20 protein-coding genes and 1 tRNA gene are annotated in these 20,861 nt (G+C 62.1%); 4 read left to right on the forward strand and 17 right to left on the reverse strand.

Features of this window, described 5'->3' with window-relative positions; genetic code table 11:
* From NKH16_RS27205 to NKH16_RS27225, 5 genes are all read right to left on the reverse strand, one after another.
* The coding region (locus NKH16_RS27205; protein WP_352902766.1) for a hypothetical protein at positions 1–453 on the reverse strand (453 nt) is incomplete at its 3' end.
* A 354-nt stretch (positions 454–807) separates the two neighbouring features.
* Positions 808–936 carry a GMC oxidoreductase gene (locus NKH16_RS27210; RefSeq protein ID WP_352902769.1) on the reverse strand — a complete coding sequence of 43 codons (129 nt, stop codon included), beginning with the start codon at positions 934–936 and terminating at the stop codon, positions 808–810.
* Entirely contained in the window at positions 923–1,912 is a 990-nt protein-coding gene (locus NKH16_RS27215) for a GMC family oxidoreductase (protein WP_352902772.1), read from the reverse strand. The genes NKH16_RS27210 and NKH16_RS27215 overlap by 14 nt, the downstream gene beginning before the upstream one ends.
* 51 nt (positions 1,913–1,963) lie before the next feature.
* Positions 1,964–3,190 (reverse strand): S-adenosylmethionine:tRNA ribosyltransferase-isomerase, encoded by a 1,227-nt coding sequence (locus NKH16_RS27220; protein ID WP_352902775.1) that lies wholly within the window; start codon positions 3,188–3,190, stop codon positions 1,964–1,966.
* The gene (locus NKH16_RS27225) at positions 3,187–3,909 is read right to left on the reverse strand and encodes an SDR family NAD(P)-dependent oxidoreductase (RefSeq protein WP_352902778.1); all 723 of its coding nucleotides are present in this window, start codon (positions 3,907–3,909) and stop codon (positions 3,187–3,189) included. The genes NKH16_RS27220 and NKH16_RS27225 overlap by 4 nt, the downstream gene beginning before the upstream one ends.
* An 85-nt stretch (positions 3,910–3,994) precedes the next feature.
* On the opposite strand from NKH16_RS27225, the gene soxR reads away from it, so the two are divergent.
* The 3 genes from soxR (at position 3,995) to NKH16_RS27240 (ending at position 5,669) form a co-directional block, all read left to right on the forward strand.
* Positions 3,995–4,429, forward strand: coding sequence for a redox-sensitive transcriptional activator SoxR (gene soxR / locus NKH16_RS27230; protein WP_352450000.1), 435 nt, complete (start codon positions 3,995–3,997; stop codon positions 4,427–4,429).
* Positions 4,430–4,484: 55 nt separating this feature from the next.
* On the forward strand, positions 4,485–4,763 hold the full coding sequence (locus tag NKH16_RS27235; RefSeq protein ID WP_352902781.1) for a hypothetical protein: 279 nt from the start codon (positions 4,485–4,487) through the stop codon (positions 4,761–4,763).
* Positions 4,764–5,294: 531 nt separating this feature from the next.
* Positions 5,295–5,669, forward strand: coding sequence for a hypothetical protein (locus NKH16_RS27240; protein ID WP_352458232.1), 375 nt, complete (start codon positions 5,295–5,297; stop codon positions 5,667–5,669).
* Here the strand turns inward: NKH16_RS27240 and NKH16_RS27245 are convergent.
* Together NKH16_RS27245 and NKH16_RS27250 are read right to left on the reverse strand one after the other, a co-directional pair.
* Positions 5,629–7,011, reverse strand: a complete 1,383-nt coding sequence (locus tag NKH16_RS27245; RefSeq protein WP_352902783.1) for a DUF6538 domain-containing protein — start codon at positions 7,009–7,011, stop codon at positions 5,629–5,631. The genes NKH16_RS27240 and NKH16_RS27245 overlap by 41 nt on opposite strands.
* A gap of 137 nt (positions 7,012–7,148) precedes the next feature.
* Positions 7,149–7,233, reverse strand: a tRNA-Leu gene (locus NKH16_RS27250).
* 175 nt (positions 7,234–7,408) lie between these two features.
* On the opposite strand from NKH16_RS27250, the gene lipB reads away from it, so the two are divergent.
* Positions 7,409–8,152 (forward strand): lipoyl(octanoyl) transferase LipB, encoded by a 744-nt coding sequence (gene lipB, locus NKH16_RS27255; protein WP_352450002.1) that lies wholly within the window; start codon positions 7,409–7,411, stop codon positions 8,150–8,152.
* 389 nt (positions 8,153–8,541) lie between these two features.
* Here the strand turns inward: lipB and NKH16_RS27260 are convergent, their stop codons facing one another.
* The 10 genes from NKH16_RS27260 to nuoL form a co-directional block, all read right to left on the reverse strand.
* Positions 8,542–9,225 carry an ABC transporter ATP-binding protein gene (locus tag NKH16_RS27260; protein WP_254818120.1) on the reverse strand — a complete coding sequence of 228 codons (684 nt, stop codon included), beginning with the start codon at positions 9,223–9,225 and terminating at the stop codon, positions 8,542–8,544.
* Positions 9,222–10,508: a lipoprotein-releasing ABC transporter permease subunit gene (locus NKH16_RS27265; RefSeq protein WP_352742332.1), complete on the reverse strand. Its 1,287-nt coding sequence runs from the start codon at positions 10,506–10,508 to the stop codon at positions 9,222–9,224. Before NKH16_RS27265 ends, NKH16_RS27260 begins: the two co-directional genes overlap by 4 nt.
* Positions 10,505–11,833, reverse strand: coding sequence for a proline--tRNA ligase (gene proS, locus NKH16_RS27270; RefSeq protein ID WP_352539626.1), 1,329 nt, complete (start codon positions 11,831–11,833; stop codon positions 10,505–10,507). Before proS ends, NKH16_RS27265 begins: the two co-directional genes overlap by 4 nt.
* A 663-nt stretch (positions 11,834–12,496) precedes the next feature.
* Entirely contained in the window at positions 12,497–12,781 is a 285-nt protein-coding gene (locus NKH16_RS27275) for a DUF1467 family protein (RefSeq protein ID WP_254818117.1), read from the reverse strand.
* Complete coding sequence (mce, locus tag NKH16_RS27280; RefSeq protein WP_352742333.1) at positions 12,778–13,182, reverse strand: methylmalonyl-CoA epimerase; 405 nt, start codon at positions 13,180–13,182, stop codon at positions 12,778–12,780. Before mce ends, NKH16_RS27275 begins: the two co-directional genes overlap by 4 nt.
* Before the next feature lie 142 nt (positions 13,183–13,324).
* A complete protein-coding gene (locus NKH16_RS27285) occupies positions 13,325–14,995 on the reverse strand; it encodes a ribonuclease J (protein WP_352742335.1) in 1,671 nt (556 codons plus the stop codon).
* 102 nt (positions 14,996–15,097) lie between these two features.
* Entirely contained in the window at positions 15,098–15,919 is an 822-nt protein-coding gene (locus NKH16_RS27290; RefSeq protein ID WP_352742336.1) for a biotin--[acetyl-CoA-carboxylase] ligase, read from the reverse strand.
* Between the two features lie 4 nt (positions 15,920–15,923).
* Positions 15,924–17,360: an NADH-quinone oxidoreductase subunit NuoN gene (gene nuoN / locus NKH16_RS27295; RefSeq protein WP_352742338.1), complete on the reverse strand. Its 1,437-nt coding sequence runs from the start codon at positions 17,358–17,360 to the stop codon at positions 15,924–15,926.
* Positions 17,361–17,378: 18 nt separating this feature from the next.
* Positions 17,379–18,884: an NADH-quinone oxidoreductase subunit M gene (locus tag NKH16_RS27300; RefSeq protein WP_352742340.1), complete on the reverse strand. Its 1,506-nt coding sequence runs from the start codon at positions 18,882–18,884 to the stop codon at positions 17,379–17,381.
* Entirely contained in the window at positions 18,884–20,857 is a 1,974-nt protein-coding gene (gene nuoL, locus NKH16_RS27305; RefSeq protein ID WP_352742342.1) for an NADH-quinone oxidoreductase subunit L, read from the reverse strand. The genes NKH16_RS27300 and nuoL overlap by 1 nt, the downstream gene beginning before the upstream one ends.
* Positions 20,858–20,861 lie beyond the last annotated feature (4 nt).

The following is a 20,861-nucleotide window of genomic DNA, read 5'->3' on the forward strand; positions in this document are numbered from 1 at the left end:
CGAGGACACGCTCTTGCTCTGCCGCGTGGTCGTCGCATTGATCTGGTCGGTCTCAGTGACCGCGTAAAGCCGCGGATTGGTGCCGCTGCCGCTGTCGAGGCTGTGGGCAAAAATCGTCTGGCTGGCATCGGCATAGACGGTTTTCACCAGCCGGTCGTTCCAGTCGTAGGAGTTGGTCGTCCACTGCGCGGTGTCGCCGACGAACCTCGGGAAGGCGGTGCGCAGCACATTGCCGCGCAGGTCAAAATCGGTGTCGGCAATGCGCTTGGCGCCGGCCGCCGTTTCTCCGGGCGTTTCCACCCGGTAGACCCGGCCAAGCCCGTCATAATAGGAGCGGACAAAATCCTCGCCCGCCCCATTGGGCAGCGGCGTCAGCTTGACCAGCGCTTGTGTCGCCGGATTGCCCTCGTTCTCGAAGCGGGTCTTGGCATAGGCGCCGTGCTGAGGCTGCAAGGAAGGAAATGAGGGGTCTCACGGAGTAGCGAGGGAGCGTGAATGAGAGTTTCATTCAGCGCCTGCCGTACAAAGCCGCCGGCGGCTTATGGCCTGATGAGCGACGAAACTGGATCAACCGTTTCAAGGCCGGTACGGCATTGGTACAGCACGACTTCAACAAAGACGCGTAATCGATTGTCTGAACTGCATGTTTGTTGGAACCGCGTCCCATCTGATGTCGGCCGAACCGGTTGATCAGCCGTGCGAGGTCGTAGATGCGCCAATGGCGGACCAAATCTGAAGACCTCACGCAAGCCTAGAGCGCGGCTGATCGGCGTCTCGATCTCAGGATATCAGCACCTTTTTCAGCTATCATGATGACAGGCGCATTGATGTTGCCGCTAACCATGACGGCATCACTGACGCATCGCAGACGCTGAGCCCCTCTAGTCCCTTCACGCGCAGGTCGGGGCCTACGACGGCGCGGTCATCGATCCCCATCCGGCGACGCGTTTTGACGGATAAAGGTGGTGATTTCTTTCGGATCGCCGGTGTCAGGCGTCGCGTTGCCCAGCCGGATGTCGTCGAACGGCGCCTCGTTCAGGATTTCACGGTCTTTCCGGACTAGCTCGATTGACAGGCGCAGGTTGTTCGGATCGGAAAAGTAGTTTGGATCGATAATCGGTGGATCGAGCGGGCCGCCGGAAGCAAGCGTCACACTGCCACGGCTGCCCGGTCTGCCGATGTAGCCGCCTATGCCAAACCTCCGTCGATCCGGTACGCCATCCGTGCGGAAAAATTCGGAGATCCCCGGATAGAAAAAAGTCTGCAAAGACGGGTAAGCCTCGCCGGGGTCAACCGACATAAAGGCACCCACATCAAGATAGTGGGTTGCCAGTAGGCCACCCCCGCTTTCCTCGAACTCGGTTACGGCATCATCGAACTTCAAGGCAACCTGACCATAAACGGCATCCGGATCCTTGACCCAGCCGGTTATGGAGCCCGGGCTGATGTGAAGGTCCTGTCCAACACCCGTCAGGTCTGCGACAACCTCCACACCCTTCGCCTTTAGATGATCGGCGGGTCCTAGGCCCGAGAGCATCAAGAGATGTGGAGAACCGATTGCGCCGGCTGCTAGGATGACCTCGCCGTCCGTGCGTGCGATCTCGAGGCGGCGGCCGCCTGCGAAGTATTCGACGCCTTGGGCACGGCCCTTCTCGACGATGATTCGGGTAACGAGCGCCTCCTTTACAATTGTCAGGTTTGGACGGGCAAGGGCTGGATCGAGATAAGCCAGGGCTGTGCTGCACCGCCGGCCATTTCGCAATGTAGCTAAGAATGCGTCTGAATCACCTTTTAGATTCCTTGCGGGCGTCTCTATACTCTTCGATAAATCGACGGTGACATCGTTAATTTGAATTGTTGCCGTGACAAGTAGCCTCCACTGGTGTGCCTGCTTTATCCGCCTCGAGCGCACCTATTCGCTTGAGTTCTCGGTGTCCTCCAGGGTCATTAGTTCAGGTTCCGCTTAACGGCTCCTTTCGGGCAGCCATCCCACGTCCGAAACGACCGGTTCGCGGCAAAATCCGAATTTGGTCCGCTGTAACATAGCTCCGACTTCCTTGCGCGCCGAGCACGAAATACCACCGATCCTGCCGACATCATGGCACACCTCGAGTAAAGCCTTCGTCTCGAGCCCCTCGCCCCGATTTTGTTCGCGCGATAGAAGCGGCGGTTGGCGATTGAGCAGCATGGAATCGCCGAATTCATGCGCGCGGTATCGATACGCGGTGAAGGCTGCGGAGGCCTTGGCGAGCAGAGCATCGTCGGCAAAGGCGCGCAGGAGCTCGAAATGGCTTTCGCCGGGCTGGTGGACGCCTGTGAGAATCGCATCGACCACGCGAAGCCGCGTGCCCCGCGCGATGCGCCCTGTCGCAATGCCATTTCCGGCACGCACATTGCCGCCGGGATTGGCGGCTGCCTCAAGTGCGCGCACTACGCTCGTGCCGATCGCAATGATGCGGCTGCCGCGGAGCTTCGCCCGCGCGACCTGCGCCGCGGTGCGCCCAGGGATGCGGTAGGGCTCGTCGAAGGGAAGGCGCGAGTCGAGCGCGGGATCGCCGGTGGAAGAGACGCCCGCAGCATGCGTGAGGGTTGCAAAACCAACGTCGTGCCGACGCCAGGCTTGGAGCGTGCGCCAGTCGAGCGCGAAGCCTGCCGACGGCGCCTCGAACGCGACCGGCCCGGCGGCAATCTTCGTCCAAACATCCCACAATGCCAACGGCTCGGGAACATGCGCGTATTGGATCGGCCGGCCGTAGTGCGCCAGTGCTGCAAGCACCGCTGCGCGGTTGCCTGGGAAGTGCAACTCGAGAAGGCGTGGATGGTCGAGAAGGCGCTCGACGACGGCGTCAAGCGAGCCGAGCCGGAGGCGATCGCCTGGTGACAGCGGAGGTGGAGGCAGCCGGTCTTCCGTGCGCGTGCGGTGATCACCCGAGCCGAAGGCAATCGCCACGAAACGGGTTGGATCGGGAAGTGACAGCCAGCCCGCCAGGCGGATCTCGATCGCCTCACCGCTTGGGACATGCGTGCCGTGCAAGCTGGCAGGCAAGGTCGCGGCGTCATTGGCGACGACCAGATCGCCGGGGTTGAACAGCGTCGCGAGTCCAGCTCGCGGCCGGTCGCGCATCGTGCCGTCGGCCTCGACGACGAACAGCCTGGCGGAGCGCCGATCGGGACGGTCGGCGGCAATCATGTATGTGCCCCGGCGAGACGCGTAGAGCGGACCGACAACGCGTCGAGCATCTTTTCGATGATCTCGGCAGCAGCCAGCTCGGGGCGCTTCAATGTCGACGGATCGGCGTCAGGAAGCGCCAGCGCGTGCAGCGGGGTGTCCATATCGCCGGGGTCGAGCGCGAGGAGCCGGATGCCGTCGGCTTTTGCCTCCTCGTCCCAAATCGCCGTCAGATGGGCAAGAGCGGCCTTGCTCGCGCCGTATGCTCCCCAGCCGGGATAGGCGTTCACCGCGGCGTCGCTGGAAATGTTGATGACCAGCGCGCCGCGGCCCTCGCGTGCGGACGCGGCAAGCGCACCGAACAGGGCTTTCGTCAGCCGGAACGCGCCGACGAGATTGACCGCGAGCGCCATTTCCAGCTCCTGGCACTCGGTATCGGCAAGGAGCGCCAGAGGGACAGGGCCGAGGCTCGACGCATTGTTGATCAGGACATCGAGCCCGCCAAGGCTGGCAGTGACCTGCAACGCGATCGGGTAGATGTCCTCCTTCTTGCCGACGTCGCCGACAATACCGTGCGCGCCCGTCTCGTCGGCGATGCGTTCGACATTCGCGGCGGTGCGGGCGACGAAGGCGACGCACGCATTCATCGCGGCAAGCTGCCGCACAAGCGCCAGTCCGAGGCCGGACGTGCCGCCCGTGACCGCCACGCGAAGTCCCTGAAGTTCGACATTCGTCTGCATTGCCAGTGCTCCTTTAATCCGTATGCCTCTTGCTACAAGTTCAAGTTAACTTGAAGTCAAGCGGGAATTGTGCTTTCGTTCATGCATGGATTCCATGCTGACCATCACCGACGTGGCGCGGCGCAGCGGCGTCGCATCATCGGCCCTGCGCTTCTACGAGGAGCGCGGGCTGATCGCGTCCGAGCGGGCCGGCTCGGGACACAGACGCTACCCGCGATCCGTGCTGCGCCGGATCGCCTTCATCGTCTTCGCGCAGCGAATTGGGCTGACGCTTGAGGAGATCGGCGGCGAGCTGGCCAAGTTGCCAGCCGATCGCGTGCCGTCGCGTCGGGATTGGTCGCGGTTATCGGGCCAGTGGACCAAGCGCATCGACCAGCGCATCGCCGAGTTGCAGCGCCTGAGGTCGGGGCTTACCGAGTGCATCGGTTGCGGCTGCCTGTCGATCGACCGGTGTAGCCTTGCGAACCCTGCCGATATGGCAGGACGCAAGGGGCCGGGGCCGAGGTATTGGCTGGGGTGAGTTGGCAGCCAATTGCGAGACGCTGCGGACCGGTAACGTTCAGCGGCGGTATCGTTTGTCGCTGACTTTCTCCATCCACTCGACGGCGTTGCCATCAATTGCTTGCGCCATCCTGCCAGACGGTTCGTTCCTTCTAAAGATGCGGCTGCATTTCAGCGGGCCAAGCGAAATAAGGAAATACGTCGAACTGCTCCGGGTGCGGCAGTCATCAACCTCTTCAGCCCCCCGAAACGCTGAGCATTGGAGCCGTTGCGCGTTGCCACAGGCTGATCGGATTGATCCGGCGGTTGGCGATACCTTTCTTGCGGCAACGAAGGACGAAAACGGTGTCTAGGCCATCGGTAATGGTAGCCTGTTCAAAATTTCGCCAATCGTTGGCTGATCGCCCGCACGGTACTGCATTCGGACAGCATGACCCAAGACTTTACATTAAGTATTCGAATTTGTTCGCTTTCGGCGCAGTTGGTCCCGCCCATCATTGAACCGACACGAATCTCATAACCGATTTCTTGCCAAGCGATCGCCGTGTGAAGCTTGTCAAACTCACCCCAAAGGTGCCGCAATATCGAGGAATGCTACTGATAAGGTAATCATAAGCGACCTCCCGAGATACTCGCGCTCCCACGCACTGATCCGGATCAGCTAATTGCCTCTCCTCAGGTAATTATAGCCCACCAAATCCGGCATTGCCTGCGTCCTCCGATCGGTTTGGTCGGATCGGATGAGGCATTCCGGCCCGCCGACAGCCTGCGGATCGATTCGGTCTCGTGTCCGGTTCAAGGGCATCGACCCGTCTGAGTCCGCTCAGCAATTCATGTGGCCGGATGTGGCTAGCTGCATCTGACAGTGCAGAGTTGCCGCAAGCGTGTTTTCCGATTTCTACGTCGAAGTATCGCCGCTGCACGATGCGGGAGGCAAACCGCTTTTCTCACCTGCGCCTGCTGCCATTATCTCGTCTGTGTCATCGCCGAACAGGAAACAGACGGGACAGACAATGACCTGTGTTCTGCCACAGGTAAGCACTGTTCCTGAGCCCGTGACCTTAGACAGAATTGACCGCGCTCTGGATACGCTCGCCCTAGCTATCCACAAGGCTGGCAACAAAGGACGAGCGTATCTCCCGATTTACGAGCGTCTTGAACGGGAGAAGAAGAAATTGATTGCAGAGATGGGCGCAATGCTGCGCGTCCAGGAACGGCTCAAACGATCTCGGGATCGAAAGGCAAAGCAATTTTTTTGAGTTCGTCTCGTCGCCATTGCAACGATCCGCCCGTACCATACTCTACACGCTCTATCGTATGGCCCATCAAGATTTTGCGAAGCTTGCTGTCGATACCTGCCTCCTTCATACGATCCTCGAAACTGTGCCGGAGGGAATAAATCTTGTGCTTCGGTGTCGGGAAAAGTTTGTGTGTTTTAAAGAATTTATTGAGGTTTGCAGAAAGCGCCTCTTCACGATTGCGGTAGCGCGGAAAGCCCTGCGGATTTTTCTTAAAAACTTCCAGCGCGACGCCTACCAGCGGTACATCTCGCACTGACCATTCGGTCTTGATCTCGCGCGGATCATCGGCGTCCTCTCGTGGGGTAATGCGAATATACGGAACCGGCGTGTCAAGGAAGATCACGGTCTCATCAAGATTGCATATCTCGCTTGGGCGTGTGCCTGTCTCGATCAGCGCCAGAACGCAGCGACGCGCTTGAGCATCCAGGGATGCTAAAGCGCCCGGCCTCATGATCTGATCGGTTATCCATTTGGGTTCGAATGACGGCCGTTTACGACGGCGCTTGCCACGCTCCGAAAAGCGGAGGTCATCGAATGGGGTGCCTTTTTGTTCCTCGCCCAAATGAGCGAAATAACGCCTGTAGAGATCCCGCATGTTGCCGAGGTCTCGATTGCCGGCAGACGCCGAATGTGTCGCGGCTCCGATGTCTGGCGGCGGCGCGATGCGCTTGAGCCAGAACCGGTAGAAGGTCAGTCCGTCTTCACGCGTGACGTCGCCGATCGGCTTGTCACCAATCAGGGCAACGAAATTGTTTACGGCTCTCTGCTTTACCTTCTTCCACATTCGGCGCTGCGACTGGCTCTTACCCGCGACTTCATGGGCCATGATCTCATCGGCGTAGAGATCAAAAGCTTTGGAGACTTTGACCGGCGGCACCTGCACCCCGCCGAGGAGAGCGTCGGCGACCGCGGGGGCCGCTTGAACGCGCTCCAGCGCCTCGACACGCTTTAAAATTGAATCGACATTCTGAAAGCCTGCCACCTGTCCATTTGAAAGGTAGGAAACGCCCATGGCTTCAGCCCGGCGAACGGCGTCGCGATACTGATCGAGTGCTGACCTTGTCTCGCCGCCGCAAAGAAGCACCGCCCACAGGGTCTTGTCCGCGTCTTCGAGCTTGTCGCGCATGGCACGTGCGAGGCGGCGTTCGTCCGTTCCCAGGGACTTGCGAATGAACCTGCCGCGATCGTCGATGCCGACCATCTTGGCGGGCATTCGCCGATGATAATAGAAAATTCCGTCGCGCTGGACGAGGTAGCGATCCGGGTCTCTGGCGGGCTCTGCGACGGCCTCTTTTCGCATGGGCCAAACTCGCAATGTATCTCAGTTTGTATCCCAGATTGTATCGCATTTCGGCAAGAACGCCAAGCGCCCTCATCAACGGGTGCTCTGCCGGACTGGAGTTTCAATGGCTTAGAGGGCCAAGTTCACGAATTTGATGGTGCGGTCGAGAAGACTCGAACTTCCACGGGTTGCCCCACAGCGACCTCAACGCTGCGCGTCTACCAATTCCGCCACGACCGCACGTGGTAGGAGCCGGAACCAACCGGCCCGCGGCGTGTAGCAAATCGTTTCCGGTGAAACAAGTGCGCGGCCAGCAATAATCGGCCGGACATCGGCATAACTGTTCAAGGGCCGAACGTGCCGGAACTGGACGTTTGTACCGATTGCCGCCATATGAGTGGCGAGACGAGATATCATGACAGAACGCAGCCAGATCGCCACGTCGTTCCTGCCCTTGCCCGGCTCGGCGCCGGTCGAATGGCGCATCGAGCCCGGGCTCACCGCCTATCCCGATGCGCTCGCCGTGATGGAGGCGCGCGCCGAGGCAATCCGCAGCGGCGCCGCCGGCGAGATGGTCTGGCTGGTCGAGCACCCGCCGCTCTACACCGCCGGCACCAGCGCCCGCATCGAGGACCTGATCGAGCCGGACCGTTTCCCGGTCTTTGCCGCCGGGCGTGGCGGCGAATACACCTATCATGGGCCGGGCCAGCGCGTCGCCTACGTCATGCTCGACCTGAAGCGGCGGCGCGAGGACGTCCGCGCCTTCGTCGCCGCGCTCGAACAATGGATCATCGGCTCGCTGGCCGCCTTCAACGTACGCGGCGAACGCCGCGAGGACCGCGTCGGCGTCTGGGTGGTTCGGCCGGACCGCCCCGCTTTGCCCGACGGCTCGGCGGCCGAGGACAAGATCGCCGCCATCGGCATCAGGCTGAGGCGCTGGGTGAGCTTTCACGGCATCGCCATCAATGTCGAGCCGGACCTTAGCCATTTCAGCGGCATCGTGCCGTGCGGCGTCCAGGATCACGGCGTCACCAGCCTTGTCGACCTCGGCCTTCCCGTGACCATGGCCGACCTCGACCTGGCGCTGAAATCTGCTTTCGAGGACGTGTTCGGGCCCGCCGCGGTGTCGCCTGTCGAAGTATCCCGCAAGGCCGGTTGAAACACTCGCCCAATGCCTGCGCCACTATGCGAAGGCGGCCCCTCGCTCATCAGCATCGAGCCCGCCCTTGAGCTCAATCCTCACATCGCGCCGATCCAGATTGCCATGGAAATGAGGAACGTGCTCATGCACACCAGCGAGACGACATCCTGAACAAGATCGTTCATAACTCTCTCCTGTTGTTAGTATGTTCGTATTTTGTTCTGATTTTGTTCGAATGTCAACGATCGCAGTCCGGGCGTCACCGGAATTGCGCTCGGTCATTTCGACAGGGTTAAGAAAGGGTTGAGAGGGAGATGCCGAGCGTTTCGCGGCCGACAGGCGCGCGAAAGGCGGCGGGACGGCGCACGGCAGCTCGCAGGCCGTCATCGCCTCAATTGCAGCGCACCCTAAAGCGGCACAACCTTGCCGTCGGCCAGCGTCACGCGGCGGTCCATGCGCGAGGCGAGCTCGTGATTGTGGGTGGCGATGAGCGCCGCCAGGCCCGATTGCCGGACCAGTGCTGCCAGCGCCTCGAACACATAGGAAGCGGTCACCGGGTCGAGATTGCCGGTCGGCTCGTCGGCCAAAAGCACCAGCGGCGCATTGGCGACGGCACGCGCAATGGCGACCCGCTGCTGCTCGCCGCCGGACAGCTCGGAGGGGCGATGCTGTGCCCGCTTGCCGATCTGCATATAGTCGAGCAATTGCGCCGCCCGTTCGGCCGCCTCCTTGCGCGGCAGCCCTTTTATCAGCTGCGGCATCATGATGTTTTCCAGCGCAGAAAACTCAGGCAACAAATGATGGAACTGGTAGACGAAGCCGACGTCGTTGCGGCGGATCGCCGTGCGTTCGTCGTCGGAAAGCCGGCCGCAGGCGCGCCCCGCCAGGATCACGTCGCCGGCGTCCGGTCGCTCCAGCAGCCCGGCGGTGTGGAGCAGCGTCGACTTGCCGGTGCCCGACGGCGCCACAAGCGCCACCATCTCGCCACGTTTCAGCGAAAAATCGGCGCCGTTCAGGATGGTCAGCTTGCGCGGCCCCTGTACATAATGGCGTTCGACGCTCTTCAGCTCGATAATGGCCTCGGCCATCATTCGTACCTCAGCGCTTCGACCGGATCGAGCCTGGCCGCGCGCCATGCCGGAAACAGTGTCGCCAGGAACGACAGCGCCAAAGCCATGAGAACGACCGAGATCGTCTCGCTGGCATCCATGCGGGCCGGCAGCTGGCTTAGGAAATAAAGCTCGGGATTGAACAGCCGCTCGTTGGCCAGCCAGGAGAAGAACTGGCGGATGCGCTCGACGTTGAGGCAGATCACGATGCCGAGCAGCACGCCGGCGATGGTGCCGACAACGCCGATCGCAGCCCCGGTCATCAGGAAGATGCGCAGGATCGCACCGCGCGTCGCGCCCATGGTGCGCAGGATGGCGATGTCGTGGCCCTTGTCCTTGACCAGCATGATCAGGCCCGAAATGATGTTGAGGGCCGCCACCAGCACGATCAGCGTCAGGATCATGAACATGACATTGCGCTCGACCTGCAACGCGTCGAAGAACGTCTTGTTGCGCTGCCGCCAATCGACAAGGCTGATCGGCCGCTGCGCCGCCTCTTCGACCTTCGGCTTCAGCGCGTCGATATTGTCGGGATTGTCGGCGTAGATCTCGATCGTCTGCGCCCGGCCGTCCATGTTGAAGTAAAGCTGCGCTTCCGAAAACGGCATGTAGACGATGGAACTGTCATATTCCGACATGCCGACCTCGAAGATCGCGGTGACCGGATAGCCTTTCATGCGCGGCGTCGTACCGAGCGGCGTGATGTCACCCTCGGGCGAGATCAGCGTGATGGTATCGCCGAGCACAAGACCGAGATTTTCGGCCATGCGGCTGCCAATGGCGACGCCTTCGCCGGTGTCGAAGCCGACGATCGAGCCCTCCTTGATGTTGTTGGCGACGATGGTGATCTTACCGAGATCCTCGCCGCGTATGCCGCGCACCAGCGCGCCGGTGCCGCCGCCGACATTGCCTTGCGCCAGCACCTGCCCGTCGATCAGCGGGATGGCGTATTTAACGCCGGGCACGCCGTTGATGCGGCCGGCAACCTGGGCATAGTCCTCCAGCGGCATGTCGAGCGGCTGCACGATCAGGTGCCCGTTGACGCCTAGGATGCGCGTCAAAAGTTCGGCGCGAAAGCCGTTCATGACCGCCATGACGACGATCAGCGTGGCGACGCCCAGCATGATGCCGAGGAAGGAGATCGAGGCGATCACCGAGATCACCGTCTCCTTGCGACGCGAGCGCAGATAGCGCCACGCCACCAAGCGTTCGAAGCCGGAAAAAGGCCCGGCGCCCGATGGTCTTGCTGCCGCCGCTTCGTTCATGCGGCGGCACCGAAACGCTTTTTCACGTCGCCGATCGGCAGCGTCTCGCGCTCGCCGGTCCTGCGGTTCTTGATCTCGACCTCGCCGGCGGCGACACCACGCGGCCCGACGATCACCTGCCACGGGAGCCCGATCAGGTCGGCGGTGGCGAACTTGCCGCCCGGCCGCTGGTCGGTGTCGTCGTAGAGCACCTCCTTGCCGGCGGCGGCAAAGGCGGCATTCAGCTCGCCGCAGACGCGGTCGCATTCGGCATCGCCAGCCTTCATGTTGATCAGGCCGACATCGAACGGTGCCACCGCCTCCGGCCAGATGATGCCGTTATCGTCATGGCTGGCCTCGATGATCGCCGCGACCAGCCTGGACGGGCCGATTCCGTAGGAACCGCCAGAAACGAAATGATCCTTGCCGTCCGGCCCGGTCACCTTGGCGCCCATCGGCTTGGAATATTTGTCGCCGAAATGGAAGATATGCCCAACCTCGATGCCGCGCGCCGAGACCCGGTCGCTCGCGGGCACCTTCTCCCACGCCGCCTCGTCATGCATCTCGTCGGTGGCGGCATAGGGCGTCGTCCACGTCGTGACGATGCCGCCGATCTCGGCGTCGTTCGAAAAATCAGTGTCTGCGCCGGGCACTGCCAGCGAAAGATAATCGCGATGGCAGAACACCTGGCTCTCGCCGGTGTCGGCCAGGATGATGAACTCATGGCTGAGGTCGCCGCCGATCGGCCCGGTGTCGGCGCGCATCGGAATGGCCTGCAGCCCCATGCGCGTAAACGTCCTGAGATAGGACACGAACATGCGGTTATAGGCGGCCTTGGCGCCTTCATAATCGAGGTCGAAGGAATAGGCGTCCTTCATCAGGAACTCGCGCGAACGCATGACGCCGAAGCGTGGCCGCACCTCGTCGCGAAACTTCCACTGGATGTGATAGAGATTGAGCGGCAGGTCCTTGTAGGACTTGACATAGGAGCGGAAGATCTCGGTGACCATCTCCTCGTTGGTCGGCCCGTAGAGCATATCGCGGTCTTGCCGGTCCTTGATGCGCAGCATCTCCTTGCCGTAGTCTTCATAGCGGCCGCTTTCGCGCCACAGCTCGGCCGATTGGATGGTCGGCATCAGGATTTCGAGTGCGCCGGCGCGATTCTGCTCCTCGCGAATGATCCGGCAGACCTTGTCCAGCACCCGCTTGCCGAGCGGCAGCCAGGAAAAGCTGCCCTGCCCCTGCTGGCGGATCATGCCGGCACGCAGCATCAGCCGATGCGAGACGATCTCGGCCTCGCGCGGATTTTCTTTGAGAATGGGCAGGAAATAGCGCGACAAACGCATGGACTGGTCCGTGAGAGAGGATGGCGGCGCCGGAATCGGCGCAGCGCTGGCTTGCTTGCCCCGGCTTCATAGCCATTTCATGGCGGAATGGAAACCCGGCCCAGGCGCTGCATAGACGCCGCAATTGCCGCACACGGCTTGCTGGGCGTTTCGCAAGCAACGCCTGCCGTACTATTGTGCACTGCAGCACGAGATTGCCTGTTTCCGGGCAAAATTCTTCGTGACATATTCACCCGCCTTAGGCTAGTGTGCCCCCATAACCGAGAGGGCGGAGAAAAATCTGCCCTCCTACGCGGTCAAAGTCTTGGGAGGATGCGATCTAGGCGCGGTAACTCGCTGCCGCCGGACACCGGAAACAGATCGGACGCGTTTAAATTGCAAGGCCTCGCGCCTTGCATTTTTTTTGTGCAATCATCTGGTTAGCACGACAGATTACCAAACTACATGACGTTGCGTCAGCCCAAACCCGCCCCGGCCTTTACGTTGGGCTGACCTTGCTGGCTCAGCTTGATTTCAGAGCGTCGGCTAATGCATGTCGCGCAAAAGCGTGCAGCGGTTTTGCGATAACGACATGCATCAAACAAAAACTTAAAGCGCGTCCGATGAGGCCGGTCGAACGCGACGCGCTTTAGGCTGGGATAGTCGGACACGGTAGGTAGCCGGCTAATGCGCTGGGCTCTGGTTGAAATCCGGCACGATGTGCGGGATGTCGTCGATACCGAGGCCAAGCCCTCTCGTGATGCCGTAGAAGATACCCATGAGGACCAGCGTGGCGATCGTCGTGCGCAGCGCCGCGCGCAGCATGTGCGGTCCGCGCGGTGCGCTCGGAACCGTGCCAAGCGTCACGTCCCGATCCTCGTCCTGCGTCCGCATGCTGAACGGCAGGACGGCGAACAACACCACCCACCATGTGGCGAAGAACAGGGCGACAAACGAAACCCAACTCATACTTGCTCCAGTTCGACCAGCGTGCCGAAGAAATCCTTGGGGTGCAGAAACAATACCGGCTTGCCATGTGCGCCGATCTTCGGATTGCCGTCGCCCAGCACGCGCGCGCCGCTGGCCTTGAGACGGTCGCGCGCCGCAACAATGTCGTCCACCTCATAGCAAACATGGTGCATGCCGCCGGACGGATTCTTCGCGAGGAATGCGGCGATCGGCGAGGCTTCGCCGAGCGGCTCGAGCAACTCGATCCTGGTGTTGCCGACGTCGACGAACACCACCGTAACGCCATGCTCCGGCAGCGCCTGCGGCGCGGTCACGCGCGCGCCAAGCGTATCGCGATAGACCACCGCAGCCGCGGCCAGATCCGGCACCGCAAGCGCGACATGGTTGAGGCGTCCGAGCATAGCGTACTCCCGGGTTAGGGGAGTAGGGGAGTAAGGCAGTAGGGGAGTATGGAAAAAAAGGATCTAGAAGTGCAGACTGTTTGCGCTCCTACTTCCTACTTCCCTACTCCCTTACTGCCCTACTGCCCTACTCCCTTGTTCGTCACCTCGTGACGAACACCGTCACCAGCGGCTTCTTGCCCCAGGCTTCGTTGGCCGCGCCGCGCACCGCGCGCCGCACCGCCTCCTGGACCAGGTCGAGGTCTTTTCGGCGCTGGCGGGGGATGGAGTCCACGGCGCCGATTGCCGCATCGATCATCAGGTCTTCCAGGCTCTCGCCGCTGCCGTCGGCCTCGGCGACGCCGATGGCGACGAGATCGGGATCGCCGGCAAGCTCGTATTTGTCGTCGAGCACGACATTGACGGCGACATGGCCGGCAAAGGACAGCTTGCGGCGGTCGCGAATGCCCGTCGCCTGGTCGGTGCCGATCAGCCTTCCGTCCTTGTAGATGCGGCCGAACGGCACCTGGTCGATGATGGCGGCGGCACCCGGATACAGCCTGAGCATGTCGCCGTCGCGGACCTGCGCGACCTGGCCGATGCCGGCCGTCGACATCAGCGAGCCCTGCGCCACCAGATGCGCCGCTTCGCCATGCACGGGAACGCCGATCTGCGGCCGCACCCATTCATACATCTTGCGCAATTCGCTGCGGCGTGGATGGCCGGAGACATGCACCAGCGCATCGCCGTCCTCGATGATCTTGATGCCGAGATCGATCAGGCGGTTCTTGATTTCGAGGATCGCCTTCTCGTTGCCGGGAATGGTGCGCGAGGAAAACACCACCGTGTCGCCGGCCGTCAGCGCCACCGACTTCATCTCGTCGCGCGACAGCTTGGCAAGTGCGGCAAGCGGCTCGCCCTGGCTGCCGGTGCAGATGATGACGAGGTTTTCGCGCGGGATGAAGCCGTAATCCTCCTCGGCGATGAATTCCGGCAACCCGTCCATATAGCCGAGTTCATCAGCCACATCGATGACGCGCTTCATCGAGCGGCCAATCACCAGGCACTGGCGGCCGGCATCCCGCGCCGCCTTGGCGATGGAGACGATACGCCCGACATTGGAGGAGAAGCTGGTGACGGCGACCCGGCCCTTGGCGTTCTGGATGACGCTCTTGAGGCCCTCGCCCACCGCCACTTCGGACGGCGATTCCCCTTCCCGCATCGCATTGGTGGAATCGCAGACCAGCGCCAGCACGCCCTTGTCGCCATAGGCTCGGAAGCGCGCCTCGTCGGTCATCGGCCCGACCGTCGGCGCCGGATCGATCTTCCAGTCGCCGGTATGGATGACGACGCCGGCCGGCGTCGTGATCGCCAGCGACATCGGTTCGGGAATGGAGTGCGCAACAGGGATGGCCTCGATCTCGAACGGGCCGATGGTGAATTTCTCGCCGGCCCGGTAGATCGTCACCGGGATCTTCGGCGCCCCTTGCTCGCCCTGCCGCTTGGCTTCCAGCAGGCCGGCGCTGAACGGCGTCATCCACACCGGCGCCTTGAGCTTCGGCCAGATGTCGTGGAGCGCGCCGTAATGGTCCTCATGCGCGTGGGTGATGACGATGCCGCGCAGATTGGCGACATTCTCCTCGATGAAACGCGTGTCGGGCAGAACCAGGTCGACGCCGGGCAGGGTTGCATCGGGAAAAGTGACGCCGACGTCGACCACGATCCATTCGCGCGCATTGGCCGGCCCATAGCCGTAGAGGGCGAAGTTCATACCGATCTCGCCGACACCGCCGAGCGGCACGAAGACAAGTTCGGCGTTTTCCGCTGTCGCCATGGTCTTTCCTTCCTTGCCGGTCAAAATTGCGGGCCGGTCAAAATTGTCGGCCGGTCAAATTCAAGCTGGTCAAATACCTGGCCAGTCAAACGTATTGGCCGGTCAAACACCGGCCGAGGCAACCGCGCCGAAATGCACGTCGCCGGCGGCGATCGTCAGAACCGAACCTTCATCGTCGCGGATCACGAAACGGCAGTCCTCGTCAATGGTCTCGAAGGTGCCGCGCACCACATTACCGTCAATTCTGACAGCAACCTGGCCGCCAAGCCCCGCCGCACGCGCCAGCCACCGCAGCCTGACGGCGGCAAGCCCACGCCCTTCGTTCCACAGCCGCGCATTCTCGCTCCAGGCATCCGATAGCGCCAGAAACAGCGTCTCGGCATCGCAAGCAGACCCCAGCGCGCTGAGCGACGTCGCTGGATAAGGCAAATCCTCAGGGTATGCCACCACGTTGACGCCGATACCGATAGCCACCGCCGAACGGTCGCCATCCAGCATCGCCGATTCCAGCAGGATGCCGGCGAGCTTGGCGCCCGAGGCAAGCACATCGTTCGGCCATTTCAGTTCGAAACGGTTCTTGCCTTGGCTCGCACCATCGAGGCCGATCGCGATCCTGCCCTTCGGCACGACGGCGTCGAGCGCGTCGGCCAGCGCCAGTCCGGCAACGAAGCCGAGCGTCGCGGCAAGCCGAAGCTCGGTGTTGGTGATCACCAGCAACGTCGCTGCCAGATTGCCCTCGGGCGTCGCCCAGGCGCGGCCACGGCGGCCACGCCCGGCTTCCTGCTTTTTGGAGACGACCCAGAGTTTGCCCGGATCACCGGCCCGTGCGTGCTCCAGCGCCAGCGCGTTGGTGGAGCCGACCGTGTCGTGCGCCTCGAGCCGGAACCCGTCCGAAGCCGCGGTTGGAGCCAGCCTGAACGTCATTCCGTCAGAAGAAGGTCTTGGCTGCGGCAGCGGCGTAGGTTCCGATGGGGCCGCCGATCAGCACGTAGAACAGCACGAAAGCGCCGCAGGCGCCGAGCACGACGCGCAGTTCGGTCGCCATCGGCACGAAGCCGCCGACCGGTTCGTCGAACCACATGATCTTGATGATGCGCAGATAATAATAGGCGCCCACCACAGAGGCCAGCACACCGATGATCGCCAGCGCGTAGAGGTTGGCATTGATGGCGGCGAGGAACACGTACCATTTCCCCCAGAAGCCGGCGAGCGGCGGGATGCCGGCCAGCGAGAACATCAGGATGGTGAGGATCGTCGCCATGATCGGATTGGTCGCCGACAGGCCGGCGAGATCGCTGATCTGCTCGACATTGCCCTCCTTGCGCCGCATTGCGAGGATGAAGGCGAAGGTGCCGAGCGTCATCACCAGATAGATCAGCATGTAGATGGCGACGCCGCGCACGCCGTCCTGGCTGTTCGCGGCAAGGCCGACCAGCGCATAACCCATATGACCGATGGAGGAATAGGCCATCAGCCGTTTGATGTTGGTCTGGCCGATGGCCGCGAAGGCACCAAGCGCCATCGAGGCGATCGAGATGAAGACGATGATCTGCTGCCAGTCGGCGGCGATCGGCTTGAAGGCGCCCATGGTGACGCGCACCATCAGCGCCATCGCCGCCATCTTCGGTGCCGCCGCCAGAAAAGCCGTCACCGGCGTCGGCGCGCCCTCATAGACGTCGGGCGTCCACATATGGAACGGCACCGCCGAGATCTTGAAGGCAAGGCCGGCCAGCACGAAAACCAGGCCGAAGACGAGGCCGAGCTGGCGCTCGCCGCCGCTCAGCGCCGCGGCGATCTCCTGGAAGCCGGTGTTGCCGGTGTAGCCGTAGACCAGCGAGATGCCGTAAAGCAGCATGCCCGACGACAGCGCGCCAAGGACGAAGTACTTCAGCCCGGCCTCGGTCGAGCGCAGATTGTCCCGGTTGATCGCCGCCAGCACGTAGATCGCCAGCGATTGCAGCTCGAGGCCGAGATAGAGCCCAATCATGCCGTTGGCCGAGATCATCAGCATCATGCCGAGCGTGCAGAGCAGGATCAGCACCGGATATTCGAACTTGTCGAAACGCTCCGCCTGGGCAAAGCGGACCGACATGACCAGCGTCACCGCCGAGCCGACCAGCGCCAGCACCTTCATGAAGCGGGCGAACGGATCCTGGATGAAGGCTTCGCCATAGGCGTTGCCCTGTCCCGGCGAAAAGACCAGCCAGGCGCCGGCGATCACCAGCACGGCGACGGCAAGGCCGCTCACCGTGACAGTGGTGTTGGCGCGCGAATAGGCGCCGAGCATCAACAGCGCCAAGGCGCCGATGGCGAGGATCAGCTCTGGTGTCGAGAGCGACAGGCTTGAGAGAAGGTCCGGCGTCATGGTTCGCAAAACCCCCAGTCAGTTCGCCGCCGCGGTCTGCGCGGCGCCGATGGATGCGGTGACATTGGTAACGAGCGCCTTGACCGATTCGGCGGTCGCGTCGAAGATCGGCGCCGGATAGACGCCGAAGAAGATGACCAGCGCGACCAGCGGATAGATGATCACCTTCTCGCGCGTCGACAGGTCGAGCAGGCCTTTCAGGCTTTCCTTGGTCAGCGCGCCGAAGATCACCTTGCGGTAGAGCCAGAGCGCATAGGCCGCCGAAAGGATGACGCCGGTCGCGGCGAAGAACGCTACCCAGGTGTTGACCCGGAACACGCCGAGCATGGTCAGGAACTCGCCGACGAAGCCGCTGGTGCCGGGCAGGCCGACATTGGCCATGGTGAAGATCATGAACACGGCTGCATATTTCGGCATGTTGTTGACCAACCCGCCATAGGCATCGATGTCACGCGTATGCATGCGGTCGTAGACGACGCCGACGCAGAGGAACAGCGCGCCGGAGACCAGGCCGTGCGACAGCATCTGAAAGATCGAACCCTGGACGCCTTCCTGGTTCATCGCGAAGATTCCCATGGTAACGAAGCCCATGTGAGCGACCGACGAATAGGCGATCAGCTTCTTCATGTCCTCCTGCATCAGCGCCACCAGCGAGGTGTAGATGATGGCGACAACGGAGAGCGTGAAGATCAGCGGCGCGAACATTTCAGATGCGATCGGAAACATCGGCAGCGAAAAGCGCAGGAAGCCGTACCCACCCATCTTGAGCAGGATGGCGGCCAGGATTACCGAGCCGGCCGTCGGCGCCTCGACATGCGCGTCCGGCAACCAGGTGTGCACCGGCCACATCGGCATCTTCACCGCGAAGGACGCGAAGAAGGCAAGCCATAGCCAAGTCTGCATATTGGCCGGGAAGTTGTGGGTCAGAAGCGTCGGGATGTCGGTGGTGCCGGACTGGAAGAACATCGCCATGATGGCGAGCAGCATCAGCACCGAGCCGGCCAGCGTATAGAGGAAGAACTTGAACGAGGCATAGACGCGCCGCTTGCCGCCCCACACGCCGATGATGATGAACATCGGGATCAGGCCGGCTTCGAAGAAGACATAGAACAAGACGATGTCGAGCGCGCAGAACACGCCGATCATCAGCGTCTCGAGCAGCAGGAAGGCGATCATATAGGCCTTGACGCGCTTCTCGATCGATTCCCACGAGGCGAGGATGCAGAGCGGCATCAGGAAGGTGGTCAGGATGACGAACAGCATGGAGATGCCGTCTACGCCCATATGGTAGGAGATGCCGGAATCCAGCCAGGCAAACTTCTCGACGAACTGGAAGCCGGGCTGCGAATTGTCGAAGCCGGTCCAGATGAACAGCGAAATCACAAACGTGAACGCGGTCGTGAACAGTGCTATGGCGCGGATGTTGCGGCGCGCGTTCTCGCTGTCGTCACGCACGAAAAGGATGAGCAGCACACCAACCAGCGGCAGGAAGGTGACCAGCGATAGGATCGGCCAGGCGGTCATCAGAGCATCATCCAGGTGACGAGTGCGGCAACGCCGATCAGCATGGCGAAGGCATAGTGGTAAAGATAGCCGGTCTGCAGCTTGACGACCCGGTTGGTGACGTCGACGACGCGCGCCGAAATGCCGTCCGGCCCGAGCCCGTCGATGACGGTGCCGTCGCCGGTCTTCCACAGGAAGCTGCCGAGGCGCTTTGCCGGCCGCACGAACAGGAAGTCGTAGAGCTCGTCGAAATACCATTTGTTGAGCAGGAAGGCGTAGAGCAGGCGATGGTTGGCGGCGACGCTCCGAGGCATTTCCGGCGCGCGAATATAGAACTGCCAGGCAATCGCAAAGCCGATCAGCATGGCGATGAACGGTGACAGCTCGACCCACAACGGCACTTCGTGGATTTCGTGCAGGATGTGGTTGTCCGGCAGCGTGAACAGCGACGCCTTCCAGAATTCGGCATAGCCCTCGCCGATGAAGGCGCCGTGGAAGATCACGCCGGCGAACAGCGCGCCCGCCGCCAGGATGAACAGCGGCACCAGCATGACCGGCGGCGATTCATGGACATGGTGCATGACCTCGTGGCTGGCCCGCGGCTCGCCGTGGAAGGTCATGAAGATCAGCCGCCAGGAGTAGAAGGAGGTGAAGCAGGCAGCAATGACCAGCAATATGAAGGCAAACGCGGCGACCGCATTGTGGCCGGCGAAGGCCGCTTCGATGATGGCGTCCTTGGAAAAGAAGCCGGCGGTGCCGATGATCGTTACCGGGATGCCGACACCGGTCAGCGCCAGCGTGCCGATCACCATCATCCAGTAGGTCTTCGGGATCAGCGTCCTCAGGCCGCCCATTTTGCGCATGTCCTGCTCGTCGGAGACGGCGTGGATGACCGAGCCCGAGCCGAGGAACAGCAGCGCCTTGAAGAAGGCGTGGGTGAACAGATGGAAAATCGCTGCGCCATAGGCGCCGACGCCGAGCGCCACGAACATGTAGCCGAGCTGCGAACAGGTCGAATAGGCGATGACACGCTTGATGTCGTTCTGGACGAGGCCGACGGTCGCCGCGAAGAAGGCGGTGAAGGCGCCGATGAAAGTGACCACGGTCAATGCCGAATGCGACAGCTCGAACAGCGGCGACAACCGCGCCAGCATGAACACGCCTGCCGTCACCATGGTGGCGGCATGGATCAGTGCCGAGACCGGCGTCGGGCCTTCCATGGCATCCGGCAGCCACGTGTGAAGCGGCACCTGCGCCGACTTGCCCATGGCGCCCATGAACAGGAGCAGGCAGACGACCGTCATCGCAGCCTGCTTGTCGAGCGCATAGCCGAGGAAGGTCAGCACGGCCGCACCTTGCGGCGCGCCTTCCGCCGGAATGAACGTCGCCGCATTGGCGAAGATGGTGCCGAGATTGACCGAGCCGAACAGCACGAACACGCCGAATATGCCGAGCGCAAAGCCGAAATCGCCGACGCGGTTGACGACGAAGGCCTTGATCGCAGCCGCATTGGCCGACGGCTTCTTGTACCAGAAGCCGATCAGCAGATAGGAGGCAAGGCCGACGCCTTCCCAGCCGAAGAACATCTGCACGAGGTTGTCGGCCGTCACCAGCATCAGCATGGCGAAGGTAAACAGCGACAGATAGGCGAAGAAGCGCGGCCGGTCCGGATCGTGATGCATGTAGCCGATCGAGTAGATATGGACCAGCGACGACACCGTGTTGACAACTACCAGCATCACCACCGTCAGCGTGTCGATCCTGAGCGCCCACGACGCCTCCAGCCCGCCCGACTGGATCCAGCGCATCACCGGCACGGTGAACACCTCGCCGCCGCCGAAGCCAACCGAGAAGAAGGCGACCCACGACAGCACGGCCGCGATCACCAGGAAGCCCGAGGTGATGTATTCGGAAGCCTTGGCCCCGAGCGAGGTGCCGAACAGGCCGACGATCAGAAAGCCGAGCAGCGGAAGGAAGACGATGGCCTGATACATGGTG

The sequence above is a fragment of the Mesorhizobium sp. M1307 genome (genome assembly GCF_040318155.1).
In the GTDB taxonomy this organism is placed as follows: Bacteria; Pseudomonadota; Alphaproteobacteria; order Rhizobiales; family Rhizobiaceae; genus Mesorhizobium.

Bases quoted from the DNA above. Each gene is read 5' to 3' on its own strand.
- NKH16_RS27210 (WP_352902769.1), bottom strand. From the start codon at position 936: ATGGGGATCGATGACCGCGCCGTCGTAGGCCCCGACCTGCGCGTGAAG.
- NKH16_RS27220 (WP_352902775.1), bottom strand. From the start codon at position 3,190: ATGATTGCCGCCGACCGTCCCGATCGGCGCTCCGCCAGGCTGTTCGTC.
- NKH16_RS27225 (WP_352902778.1), bottom strand. From the start codon at position 3,909: ATGCAGACGAATGTCGAACTTCAGGGACTTCGCGTGGCGGTCACGGGC.
- soxR (WP_352450000.1), top strand. From the start codon at position 3,995: ATGGATTCCATGCTGACCATCACCGACGTGGCGCGGCGCAGCGGCGTC.
- NKH16_RS27245 (WP_352902783.1), bottom strand. From the start codon at position 7,011: ATGCGAAAAGAGGCCGTCGCAGAGCCCGCCAGAGACCCGGATCGCTAC.
- lipB (WP_352450002.1), top strand. From the start codon at position 7,409: ATGACAGAACGCAGCCAGATCGCCACGTCGTTCCTGCCCTTGCCCGGC.
- NKH16_RS27260 (WP_254818120.1), bottom strand. From the start codon at position 9,225: ATGATGGCCGAGGCCATTATCGAGCTGAAGAGCGTCGAACGCCATTAT.
- NKH16_RS27265 (WP_352742332.1), bottom strand. From the start codon at position 10,508: ATGAACGAAGCGGCGGCAGCAAGACCATCGGGCGCCGGGCCTTTTTCC.
- proS (WP_352539626.1), bottom strand. From the start codon at position 11,833: ATGCGTTTGTCGCGCTATTTCCTGCCCATTCTCAAAGAAAATCCGCGC.
- NKH16_RS27275 (WP_254818117.1), bottom strand. From the start codon at position 12,781: ATGAGTTGGGTTTCGTTTGTCGCCCTGTTCTTCGCCACATGGTGGGTG.
- mce (WP_352742333.1), bottom strand. From the start codon at position 13,182: ATGCTCGGACGCCTCAACCATGTCGCGCTTGCGGTGCCGGATCTGGCC.
- NKH16_RS27285 (WP_352742335.1), bottom strand. From the start codon at position 14,995: ATGGCGACAGCGGAAAACGCCGAACTTGTCTTCGTGCCGCTCGGCGGT.
- NKH16_RS27290 (WP_352742336.1), bottom strand. From the start codon at position 15,919: ATGACGTTCAGGCTGGCTCCAACCGCGGCTTCGGACGGGTTCCGGCTC.
- nuoN (WP_352742338.1), bottom strand. From the start codon at position 17,360: ATGACGCCGGACCTTCTCTCAAGCCTGTCGCTCTCGACACCAGAGCTG.
- NKH16_RS27300 (WP_352742340.1), bottom strand. From the start codon at position 18,884: ATGACCGCCTGGCCGATCCTATCGCTGGTCACCTTCCTGCCGCTGGTT.
- nuoL (WP_352742342.1), bottom strand. From the start codon at position 20,857: ATGTATCAGGCCATCGTCTTCCTTCCGCTGCTCGGCTTTCTGATCGTC.